This window comes from Collinsella sp. Sow4_D11, from assembly GCF_052116465.1.
Taxonomy (GTDB): domain Bacteria; phylum Actinomycetota; class Coriobacteriia; order Coriobacteriales; family Coriobacteriaceae; genus Collinsella.
The window spans coordinates 42,470-52,768 of the sequence record NZ_JBQKLA010000016.1; the positions used below are offsets into that span (position 1 = coordinate 42,470).

The 10,299-nt window shown below is 62.6% G+C and carries 12 protein-coding genes and 1 tRNA gene; all 13 read left to right on the top strand.

Going from position 1 to position 10,299, the window contains the following annotated elements:
- Nucleotides 1–103: 103 nt before the first annotated feature.
- Complete coding sequence (gene cpaB / locus ACTQ40_RS07645; protein WP_427719097.1) at nt 104–763, top strand: Flp pilus assembly protein CpaB; 660 nt, start codon at nt 104–106, stop codon at nt 761–763.
- Entirely contained in the window at nt 763–2,400 is a 1,638-nt protein-coding gene (locus tag ACTQ40_RS07650) for an AAA family ATPase (RefSeq protein ID WP_441563724.1), read from the top strand. Before cpaB ends, ACTQ40_RS07650 begins: the two co-directional genes overlap by 1 nt.
- Nucleotides 2,397–3,725, top strand: a complete 1,329-nt coding sequence (locus ACTQ40_RS07655) for a CpaF family protein (protein ID WP_441563725.1) — start codon at nt 2,397–2,399, stop codon at nt 3,723–3,725. Before ACTQ40_RS07650 ends, ACTQ40_RS07655 begins: the two co-directional genes overlap by 4 nt.
- Nucleotides 3,698–4,624: a type II secretion system F family protein gene (locus tag ACTQ40_RS07660; protein ID WP_441015634.1), complete on the top strand. Its 927-nt coding sequence runs from the start codon at nt 3,698–3,700 to the stop codon at nt 4,622–4,624. Before ACTQ40_RS07655 ends, ACTQ40_RS07660 begins: the two co-directional genes overlap by 28 nt.
- Nucleotides 4,621–5,262, top strand: a complete 642-nt coding sequence (locus tag ACTQ40_RS07665) for a type II secretion system F family protein (RefSeq protein ID WP_441563726.1) — start codon at nt 4,621–4,623, stop codon at nt 5,260–5,262. The genes ACTQ40_RS07660 and ACTQ40_RS07665 overlap by 4 nt, the downstream gene beginning before the upstream one ends.
- A gap of 67 nt (nt 5,263–5,329) precedes the next feature.
- The gene (locus ACTQ40_RS07670; protein ID WP_441044823.1) at nt 5,330–5,506 is read left to right on the top strand and encodes a hypothetical protein; all 177 of its coding nucleotides are present in this window, start codon (nt 5,330–5,332) and stop codon (nt 5,504–5,506) included.
- Nucleotides 5,507–5,799: 293 nt separating this feature from the next.
- Entirely contained in the window at nt 5,800–6,030 is a 231-nt protein-coding gene (locus tag ACTQ40_RS07675) for a hypothetical protein (RefSeq protein WP_154517646.1), read from the top strand.
- 1 nt (nt 6,031) lies between these two features.
- On the top strand, nt 6,032–6,250 hold the full coding sequence (locus ACTQ40_RS07680) for a hypothetical protein (RefSeq protein ID WP_154517649.1): 219 nt from the start codon (nt 6,032–6,034) through the stop codon (nt 6,248–6,250).
- Complete coding sequence (locus ACTQ40_RS07685; RefSeq protein WP_441563728.1) at nt 6,186–6,722, top strand: TadE/TadG family type IV pilus assembly protein; 537 nt, start codon at nt 6,186–6,188, stop codon at nt 6,720–6,722. Before ACTQ40_RS07680 ends, ACTQ40_RS07685 begins: the two co-directional genes overlap by 65 nt.
- Nucleotides 6,694–8,859, top strand: a complete 2,166-nt coding sequence (locus tag ACTQ40_RS07690; RefSeq protein WP_441563730.1) for a hypothetical protein — start codon at nt 6,694–6,696, stop codon at nt 8,857–8,859. The genes ACTQ40_RS07685 and ACTQ40_RS07690 overlap by 29 nt, the downstream gene beginning before the upstream one ends.
- Nucleotides 8,859–9,335, top strand: coding sequence for a hypothetical protein (locus tag ACTQ40_RS07695; protein WP_427793906.1), 477 nt, complete (start codon nt 8,859–8,861; stop codon nt 9,333–9,335). The genes ACTQ40_RS07690 and ACTQ40_RS07695 overlap by 1 nt, the downstream gene beginning before the upstream one ends.
- Entirely contained in the window at nt 9,332–9,691 is a 360-nt protein-coding gene (locus tag ACTQ40_RS07700; protein WP_427719076.1) for a DUF192 domain-containing protein, read from the top strand. Before ACTQ40_RS07695 ends, ACTQ40_RS07700 begins: the two co-directional genes overlap by 4 nt.
- A 158-nt stretch (nt 9,692–9,849) precedes the next feature.
- Nucleotides 9,850–9,922: transfer RNA gene (locus ACTQ40_RS07705), tRNA-Phe, on the top strand.
- The last annotated feature ends 377 nt before the right edge of the window (nt 9,923–10,299 follow it).

Consider the following 10,299-nt stretch of genomic DNA (forward strand, 5'->3'; position numbering starts at 1 on the left):
ACTTAAAACCAAGATGGTGATCGCGCTGTTTTGTTGCTTGGCCGCTCGGACAATAGTGGTACGGGCATCCCATCCGTCCAGTGCTGTCTTGAGAGGAGCTGCCGTGAACAAGAGCAAGCGCATCGCCATCAGCCTGGCAGCGGGCGTGCTCGCCGCGGCACTCTGCATGGTTTACGGATCATCGGTTCGTTCGCGGGCTGAGCAGGCCCAGGCCGAAACCTTGGCCAAATACGGCGGCGATCGCGTCGAAGTTTGCGTTGCCGCACGTGATATCGATGTGGGTGAGACCCTCGACGAGACCAATGTCGTAACCCAAGAGTGGCTCGCGAGCCTGCTGCCGCGTGATGCGGCGACCGAGCTGCGCCAGGTGCGTGGCGACGTGACGACCTCGCGTATTCCCAAAAATGCCGTGGTCTGCGATGTCTACACCAAAGCCGAGAGCCATACGCTCGAGGTGCCCAAGGGCAAGGTTGCCGTTTCGGTGGCGGTCGATGCCGAGCATTCGGTGGGCGGAGCCGCAGGCGTGGGCAGCTACGTGGATGTGTACGTGCAAAAAGACGGCGTGACCGACCGGCTGTGCGGCGCGTATGTGATCGATACCAGCGACGAGGCCGGTGCCACGCGCGAAGGCAAGGTCGAGTGGGTGACGCTGGCGGCCGACCCCAAAGACGTCAAGGAATTGCTGGGAGCCTCGGGCAAGGGAACGGTCAGCTTGACGATTCCCGCCACGGCACGCGGCAAAAAGAGCGGAGGCGACGAGTGATGAAGGCGATCTGGCTTGCGTGCTGCGCGTGTGGCGATTACGGACTGCTGCAGCAGGAAGTCGAGGGCCGCGATGCGGGCGCGCAGGTGCTTCGCGTGGGCGACCTAGACGGGTTGGTGTCTATGGCTCGGGCGTTTCCTTCGCGCCGTGGCGCTGCCATTATCGCGGCATCCCTGTTTGATACTAAAGATGTGCGAGAGGCCGTCGCGCGCCTGACTGCCGAAGGACGCGTGAGCCGCGTCGTCGTGTTGATAGAGGCGCTCGATCCGTCGGATATCGAGGGGCTGTTTCGCGCGGGGGCGACCGAGGTCATCGCTGCGCACAGCATATGCGGCAGCGGACATGTGGGCGAGGGAGCGGTTGATTCCGATTGGGGCGTGTCGCCTGAGCCCGATGTTTTTGTTGATAGGGAACCCGGGGCGCCTCGCGCTACAAGAGGCCCGCGTGTTGATGACTATGGGAAAGCGGAAGCCGAGCATGTTCGGCGCCCCCCGGGCCCCCTTGCATGTGATGACGCCGGAGCGTCGGTACCGTATGGCGAAGACCTCCTGGCCGTAGATATGGGATACGTGCACGGCGTGAGCCTGGCCGATGGACTCGATGAGGTCGAGGGGCTTGTCGCGGGTGATGGCCCGCACGTCGACGTGACAGCGGAATCCCCAGTTCCGCCCCTACCGTTTGAGCAGCCTGCCGTGCCGGCGTGGACGCAGCGCTTGGGTGCGGCTGGCGAGACGGGGACGTTGCCGCCCACGTCGTCAGCCCCTGCACCGCTGGCAGACACTGCGTCGACGTCGCATCGAGCTCCGGTCATCTGCGCCGTCTCGGGATCGGGCGGCTGTGGCAAATCGACGATTGTCGCCACGATGGCGCATGCCGCTTCGTTGCTGGGTCTGCGAGCTGCCGTGCTCGATTTGGACCTAATGTTTGGAAATCTCTACGACTTGCTGGGCGCCGATGCCCCACATGACATGGCGACACTTATCGAGCCGTCGGTCGCGGGCGCACTTGCGGAGCCAGACGTGGTCGCTGCATCGATGCGCGTTGCCCCAGGCGTTACGCTTTGGGGGCCTGTCGCAGCGCCCGAGCGCGCCGAGCTCATGGCGCGTCCGGTAGAGCTGCTGCTCGACATCTTGCGTCGTGAGTCCGACGTGGTCCTTATCGATACCTCGGTCTTTTGGGGCGATGCCGTGGCGGCTGCGGTGGCGGCGTGCGACCGTTGCCTTGTCGTGGGTGATGCGGCAGTTTCTTCCGCGACGTCTGCAGCGCGCGTCATTGAGCTGGCGAGCCGTGTGGGCGTGCCGCGCACGCGCATGAGCGCCGTATTCAACCGATTTGGCGCGCGTGGGGCGGACGAGGATGTCGCCATGCGCTTTGAGATTGCCTGTGCGTTGAGCTCCAAGATTCGTATCGCCGATGGCGGGCAGGAACTCGCCGCGCTCATGGCGTTTGGGCGCGCTGACGAGGCAGTGGGGCAGACCAGCGCTTTTGCGACCAGCGTGCGCGAGGCCACGCGTGAGATGCTCGTGGAGCTGGGCTGCGCCGTCGGCCCTTGGAGCGATATGGTCGCCGACCGTGCAACGCGCACCGAACGCCCACGCATCCGCCTTCCCTGGTCGCGTGAGGGTGATTGCCGATGAGCCTGCAAACGAGAATTAAAGCAGCCGGTGCGGCAGCGGCGGCGGCACCTGTCGATGTGGGACGGCGCCGCGCGGTCAAGCGCCGCACCAAGCGGGCCGTGATGGACCGCGTGGGCTACGACGAGGTGGCACGCATCAGTGCCTACGTCGATCCGGTTCTTGCCCGCTCGGAATTGCGTCCTGCGGTGGAGGCGGCACTCAACGTGGAAGAACCGACCGACCTGGCGACGCCCGAGCGTGAGACCATCATCAACGAGATCTTGGATGACGTGGTGGGCTTGGGCCCGCTGCAGCCGCTCATCGAGGACGACACCGTCACCGAGATTATGGTCAACGGTTGCCGCTCGGCGTTCTTTGAGCGCGGCGGGGTCTTATACCCCATCGAGCATGCGTTTGAGGATGACGAGCAGATCCGCGTGCTCATCGACCGCATCATCTCGCCGCTGGGCAGGCGTATCGACGAGCGCAGTCCCATCGTCAACGCCCGCCTCAAGACAGGTTATCGCGTCAACGCGGTGATTCCGCCCGTGGCGATCGATGGGCCGATCCTCACTATCCGCAAGTTCTCGGATCGCATCTGTTCGTTGGACGAGCTTGTGGGCCTGGGGTCGCTGCCGCTTTGGTATGCGCAACTGCTTTCGTGTGCGGTGTCGCTGCGCCAAGATTTGGCGGTTGCGGGCGGTACGGGGTCGGGCAAGACTACGCTGCTCAACGCGCTATCGTGCGAGATATCTACCGGCGAGCGCATCGTGACGATCGAGGATTCCGCCGAGCTCAAGTTCGCGCATCACCCGCATGTGGTTCGCCTGGAGGCGCGCGAGGCTTCAATTGAGGGTGAGGGTGCGGTGACAATCCGCGACCTGGTGACCAACGCCCTGCGTATGCGTCCCGACCGTATTGTGGTGGGTGAGGTACGCGGTGCGGAATGTTGCGACATGCTGCAGGCCATGAACACGGGCCACGACGGGTCGCTCACCACGCTTCATGCGGGCACCGAGCAAGAGACCGTGGTGCGTTTGACGCTGCTTGCGCGCTATGGCATCGATCTGCCGAGCGAGCTTATCGAGGAACAAATCGCTATGGCGCTCGACGGCATCGTGATGTCCGAGCGCCATGCGGACGGCCGGCGTTTTGTGTCCTCCTATTCGGGGGTGCGACGCGGCGCGTCGGGTGGCGTGGAACTCGAGCGCTACGTGACCTTCGATGCCGCCGAGCGCACCTGGACCCTCAACCGCGAGCCGCCGTTTATCGCAGAGGGCTTGCGCTCGGGAACGCTTACACAGGAGGAGGTGGACGAATGGAGGTCGTTGTGCCCCTCGTCGTAGGGGGCCTTGCCGGGTTTTCGGTCGCGACGGTATGCGGAGTGGAGCCTCATGTGCCGAGGGTGCCGCCGGCGGAGCTGGTGCGCCAGACGCTCGAGACGGCGGCAGAGAAGCTGCCGCGTGAGCTGGTGGAAAACGATCTGCTGAAAAAGATCGCCCGTTCGTGGGCATCGTTGGCTCCCGTGCGCCGCATCGGTCTTGTCGTTGAGGATGATGCTTCACGCTTAGCGTTCCTGTTGCTATCGAGTGGCGTCTGCTGCCTTGCACTTGCCGTGGTGTCGCTATCGCCCATCGGCTTTGTTTTGGGGGCGGTTGCGCCCTTTGCCGCGGGCGCCGCACGCGACATCTTTGACCACCGACGCGAGCAGCGCGATGTGGAGGAAGCCATGCCCGAGGCCTTTACGGCACTTTCCATGTCGCTTGCCTCGGGACATTCGCTGGCCCAGGGCATGCGGTTTGTGGGCGCTCACGCGCAAGAGCCGGTGCATACCGAGTTTCTGCGGGTAGCGGCGGCGATCGACTGTGGCATTTCGGCTGCCGATGCGCTCGACGACCTGCTTGTCCGCATCGACGCCCCCGGGCTTTCGCTTGTCACGTTGGCGCTCAAGGTGTCGCAGCGGACCGGTGCCCCGCTTGCCGATCTGCTGTCCGAGGCGTCGAGCATGGTGGGGGAGCGTATCGAGCTCAAGCGCCGCCTGGATGTCAAAACGTCGCAGGCGCGCATGTCGGCGCATATGGTCGCGGCGATGCCGGCGGGTATGTGCGCGGTGCTGGCCCTGCTTTCGGCAGATTTTCGCTACGGTCTCGCAACGCCGGTAGGCGCCGGCGCCGTGGTTCTGGGGCTTGCCCTTAACGGCGTCGCCCTAATGGTTATCCGACGCATTATGCGGGTGGAGCTGTGAGCGCCCTGGTTGCCGCCGCGGCTTGCCTGTACGCCTTCGGCGTATTTGTCGCGACGGGCCTGGAGCGCTCGGATGTGCGCAAGACCATGGAGATTTTCAGGGGCGAGGCGGTGCTGGTCGTTGCTGCGGCCCATTCGGTGATCGATGCCGCTATTGCGCGGGTGAGGGGCGCATTTGGCGTGGACAACTCAGCGCAGGTTTCGCTCGGCGAGGTGTCCGAGATGATTGATGTGGTGCGCCTGGGGCTTTCCGCCGGCCTTTCGTTCGATGCGGCGCTCGAGATCTTTTGCGCCAATCGTCGATCGGCGCTGACTGTTCGGCTTGAACGGGCATGCATGGCGTGGCAGGTGGGCGTGGGAGCGCGCGAGGACGAGTTGTTGGCGGCCGCGCAGGACCTGGACGTGCGGGCGCTCGAGACCTTTGCCATTACGGTGGGTCAAGCGCTCGCCCTGGGTGCCCCGCTTGCCGAGACCCTTGCTGCCCAAAGTCGCGAGATCCGCGCCGCCCATCGTGCCGCGGTCGAGCGCGAGATTGAACGAGCGCCCGTCAAGCTGCTGATTCCCACTGGCACGCTCATCTTGCCGGCACTGCTGTTATCCATATTGGGCCCGCTGCTGGGAGCAGGCGGGATGATGTAGGGAGGAATACATGAACAAAATGGCTGACGTTATGGGTAGGGTTTGGAGTCGGACGCTTTACCGTGCAATGCGTTCCTGTCAACGTGCCAAGGCGCTGGTGCAGGAGGAAAGCGCGCAGGGTACCACCGAGTACGCCATCTTGGTCGGCGTGCTCGTGGTAATCGCGATCATTGCCATCGTTGCATTTAAGGGCAACGTCGAAAAGCTATGGAACGCGATCAAAGACGGCATCAACAGCCTGTAGAAGGCGGGCATTCTGTTGGCGTGCTGCTGGTGCTCGCTTGCCTGATTGTGGTGATAGCGGCGACGCTCTGGGGGCTGAATGCCGTGCGACAGCAGCGTTCTGGGGCCGTCGCGGATGGGAGCTCGGGCGCGGTGGCGCCTCCCTATGACAAAGCGCGGGACACGGCCGACAGGGATGCCGCCGTCACGGCACAAACTTTTCTGCGCGCCCTCGACGAACGGGCGGATGCTGCGGCGGGTCCATCTGCGGACAACGCAGTCGCAGCCCGGCTGACATGGGCCGAGGAGCGACCGATGACCGAGGCTGCCGCGGACCTGTTGCGTGTCTATCGCGAGGTGCCCACAGCCCAGCTCGCCCTAAGCGGTTACCTCGACATCAAGGGCAACGTATGGGGCGCCATCGTGCGCGATGGGCGCGGCTGGGTCGACATGGTGACGGTTGCCGCGGATGCCGGCGACGCCTCGTGCCGCTTACGCGCGGTGCGCTTGGTTCCGCAAGCATCGGGGTCAAAGGAGGGATCGTGAAATGCTTGACGTTTTGCGCGAGGAGTCTGCCCAATCGACCGTTGAGTACGCCATCGTCACCATGGCGCTGCTTTCCATCGTGCTGGCGATTGCGGGGCTTTGGCGCGCCGGCACCGACGGACGCTTGGCGGCGTTGGCTGCACGGGCGGCGTCCCATGGCGTCGCCTCGACATCGGTTATCGACGCCGCCGCAGGCGCCAAAGACATCGCGCTCTATTGATATCGCGCGCGAGGATTGGGCGCAGTCCACGGTCGAGGCCGCTTTTTTGCTGCCGACGTTTTTGACGCTCATCCTCCTTGCGCTGCAGCCGGTGTGCCTGCTCTATACGCGCGCGGTCATGGAGTCTGCCGCCGCCGAGACGGCGCGGCTCATGACCACGACGACGGCGGAGGACGACGACCTCAAGGAGTTTGCTCGCCGCCGTCTCGCCGCGGTGCCCGATGTCTCGATCTTTCACGCCGGCGGACCGCGGTCGTGGGATATCGAGCTTGGCCGGGCGGGCGCAAGGGGCGTTTCGTCTGTATCTATCGCGGGTGATGTAAAGCCGCTGCCCGTGATCGGCGCGTTCGCGCAGGCCATGGGCAATGTGGGGGGAGGAGGAAATGTTGAGTTGAAAGTCGACGTTTCGTATCGATCGCGTCCCGGATGGCTGGAGGGAGACTATGATTCGTGGATTGCCGCGTGGGATTAGGCGTCGCCTGCTGCGAATGATGCGAGGGCTCGTGTGCCGTTGCCGGTCGAATGCCCGCCGCAAGCGGGGCGGCTTCATGGGCCGCTCCGGTATCGACTTGTTTATCGAGGACGGTGCCTACACTACGCTTTCTTCGGCGGTCGTCATACTTGTGGTGCTTACGCTGCTGTTTTCGTCGACGGCGGCGATATGGAGTATGTCGCGTGCCGGGGATACCCAGGTGGCGGCCGATAGCGGTGCTCTGGCGGGTGCCAACGTGATATCGTCCTACCATACAGCGGCCACGGTGGTGGATGCGAGCATTTTGAGCTTGGGCCTGGCGGGGTTTGCCACAATCGGCACCGGCTTGGTTGCCATGCTGGTGCCGGGTGGGAAAATAGCCGCAAGCGATATGGTCGATACCGGGATTGAGATTATTAAAACGCGCAATAGGTTTGCCAAAAGTGCGTCGGAGGGTTTGCAAAAAGTCGAAACGGCTCTGCCATATCTGGTTGCCGCGCGAGCTACGCAGGCTGTTTCGGCGCAGGATACCGATAACGTGACCTATACCGGCACAGCGCTCGCCGTGCCCAGGACATCGGAGTCGGACTTTGTTGCGCTCGAGGGGTCAGAGATCTCGACCGATGCCATCGAGAGCACCTCAAAAGACCTTGACTATGCTGCCAAGGAACTGAAGAAAGCGTCCGAGAAAACGTCAAAGGCCAAGGAACGCGCCTGGCTTGCCGACTGCGGCGGATCGGACAGAGGCGCAGTCGGAAGCTGTTCGTGCATGTGGGAACGCGCGAGGAGCTTGGCGAAGCTTTCGGATATTGAGAATCCGCACTATGCCTCGAGTGTCACATGGGAGCCGCAAGTGGCGCTCGATCGCGCGAAGGCCTATTACCGCTCGCGCCTTGCAAACGAGGCGCCTCAGGGCTCAAGCGTCGAGACGAAGGCGGAGTCGGCGGCGCGCAAGGCGTTTTACACCTATGCGAGTACAGAGGTCAATCGTGCATATGTAACCGAGGACGGAGATGAAGTCACTTCCCATATCCCGCTGTTGCCGCGCAACTCTGAAGAGGTGCGAGCGACGGAACTCTATACCGATGCGGCGTGGCCAATTAGTACCATCGATGACAAGACGTATCTGCATTACGGAACGAGTTGCCCCAACTATAAGAAGGGGTCGCCAGGCGGGTTAGCCTCGGTTGCTGATTATGACGGGCAGGACAGATGCAACAGATGCCATTTTGGCGTTTCGTCGCTCGGTGCCGTTGCAGCGCCTTCGACTTCTATCGAAAACGGCTTCGAGTATCACTTTGACGAGTTTAAAGGGGCTCTGGAAGATTACGTCGAATGTCGCAACAAAGAGCTCGAGCTCATGCGTCAGACCGAGGACGAGGCCGATCGCGCGGGTAATGCGTTTGACCAGGCCATCAAGGCGCTTTCGGGCGAGCGGCCGCGTATCGCCCCGCCCGGCCGAAACGGCGTGGTCGCCTTTGCGGTCTCGGGCGATATGACCAGTCCCGGTAAGCTCAACTCTTCATTCAATAAGCCGGTTACGCTCGGCAGTCGCGGTGCAATCTCTGCCGCGGTCTTGGCTCCCGACAACGCGACGGCGCAAAACAACGTGCTCTCGCGGTTTTTCTCGACAGTGGAAGAGCGCTCGGGCGGCGTTGCCGGCGTACTCGATGGCGTCATGGATGTTTGGGGACGCCTGCTTGTGGGATACGGAGACATCCAAGGTTCGGCCGACGAACTTATGGACGAGATGATTAAAGACCTAGGAGGGGGCAGCGGCGCGTTGGGCTCCATTGCATCGTGGCTCGGCGATACCGTTTCGGCGTCCGTGGCGGCGCTGGGTTTGGAACCGTGCGACTTGCGCCTGCGAAAGCCGGTGCTGACCGATTCCGCTAACGTCATTAAGAGTCCGGGGTCTGACATTGCCGGTCTCTCTCAAGCGCAAGACAAACTGCGAGGTATTCCGTTGGGCGTGACCGATCCCAAGGCGCTTTGCGAGGCGTTGGAATATCAAGTCGAACGCACCATTAGCGGTACAGTGTTCACACTTGCGGAGATTCCGTTGCCCGGCGGTGGTTCCATCCCGCTTACCGTCGATGTCGCCACGCTGGTTGGCGCCTTGGGCGGTGGATCGTAATGGGCGTTGGTGCAGTCTTGTACGAGGAGCGCGCCCAGGCGACGGTCGAGATGGCCGTGGTCGCTCCCGTTTTGCTGGCGCTTGCGCTCATTGTGTACAACGTCATGGTCTTTGCTGGCGCCGTTGCGCGCTTCGATCGCGTGGTGCCCGATATCGTGCTGGCGCACGCTGTGGCGCCGGAAGGGGAGGGCGATGAGAGCTCTGTCGATGCCTCGATGCGTGTCCAGTCCGAGATTCAGGCGGCTATGCAGGGCTATAATCTGCAGGTCGAGGTCTCGAGCGAGCAGAGCTCGGCGTCGTCTGACGGCGGCTTGCTCTCTCTGTCCGGGACGTTTAGGACCTATGCCTGCGTCATGTACTATGAGCCGTGGCCTAGATTGCTCAGCATTGCCGGCGTTTCTCTGGGGACGCCGGCGAAGCTGTCGCACGAGCGCGCGGTTACGGTCGATCCGTGGCGACCGGGGGTGGTCATGTGAGCGCCGTCTTGTCTTATATCGCCTACGCGCGTGCGCTCAATAGGCTCGGTTGGTCGCCGGCAGAGTTTATGGTGGCAGAATCGTTTGGCGCACGCTTGCGCGGCATGCTGGGCCGCGTGCCGATTACGGCTGACGGACTGCCGCTCGTCATGGCGTTTCCGTGCTGCTCTTCGGTTCACACCTGTTTTATGGCTTATCCCATCGACATTGCCTTTATTGATTGCAGCGGCAATATCCTTGCACGCTACGAAAATGTCCGCCCCTGGCGCATGTGTTCCTGTCCCGGTGCTTGGGCGGTGCTGGAACGCCCTTCAATCTTTGTATCGCCCACTGTCTTGCAACGAGTGCAGGCTTGAAGGCCCTGAGCGAAAAACTTCTTGCGGCCGGTTGATGTCTCTGACGTGCTGCTTTACAGAACCGAGGCGGTGTCCAAAAACTTTTTTCAAATTCTCGGTTGACCGGAGCGCGTCCTTGGTTATACTAATCAAGCCTTGAAACAAGGCACACCTCAAATGGCTGGGTAGCTCAGTTGGTAGAGCAGAGGACTGAAAATCCTCGTGTCAGGGGTTCGATTCCCTTCCCCGCCACCTTGAATTGACTAGGACCTCTGCGAAGGGGTCCTTTTCTTTTATGTAGTCCCCACACGGAATCGAACCCCGCGAGGGCGCGGAGCTGAGGAAACGCGATAGCGTTTGCCAGCGTAGCTCGCAAGGCGCGCAAGCGCCGCAGCGGTCCGTCCGCGCAGCGCGCGGACGCGATTCCCTTCCCCGCCACCTTGAATTGACTAGGACCTCTGCAAAGGGGTCCTTTTCTTTTATGTGGATCCGCGGAAAACGCATCCCAGAATTACAATGGGACTGCGGACAAAAAGTTGGACCGTTGAGGTCCGGAACGGAGTCCGCATGGCATACAGTAGGAGAATGGTGGAGAGGGCCAGGGCGCTTCGCGGCGCCGGGCTCACCGT

Coding starts and splice junctions, on each gene's coding strand:
- ACTQ40_RS07655 (WP_441563725.1), top strand. CDS start 2,397: ATGAGCCTGCAAACGAGAATTAAAGCAGCCGGTGCGGCAGCGGCGGCG.
- ACTQ40_RS07675 (WP_154517646.1), top strand. CDS start 5,800: ATGACCGAGGCTGCCGCGGACCTGTTGCGTGTCTATCGCGAGGTGCCC.
- ACTQ40_RS07695 (WP_427793906.1), top strand. CDS start 8,859: ATGGGCGTTGGTGCAGTCTTGTACGAGGAGCGCGCCCAGGCGACGGTC.
- ACTQ40_RS07670 (WP_441044823.1), top strand. CDS start 5,330: ATGCGTTCCTGTCAACGTGCCAAGGCGCTGGTGCAGGAGGAAAGCGCG.
- ACTQ40_RS07680 (WP_154517649.1), top strand. CDS start 6,032: ATGCTTGACGTTTTGCGCGAGGAGTCTGCCCAATCGACCGTTGAGTAC.
- ACTQ40_RS07690 (WP_441563730.1), top strand. CDS start 6,694: ATGATTCGTGGATTGCCGCGTGGGATTAGGCGTCGCCTGCTGCGAATG.
- ACTQ40_RS07650 (WP_441563724.1), top strand. CDS start 763: ATGAAGGCGATCTGGCTTGCGTGCTGCGCGTGTGGCGATTACGGACTG.
- ACTQ40_RS07660 (WP_441015634.1), top strand. CDS start 3,698: ATGGAGGTCGTTGTGCCCCTCGTCGTAGGGGGCCTTGCCGGGTTTTCG.
- ACTQ40_RS07685 (WP_441563728.1), top strand. CDS start 6,186: ATGGCGTCGCCTCGACATCGGTTATCGACGCCGCCGCAGGCGCCAAAG.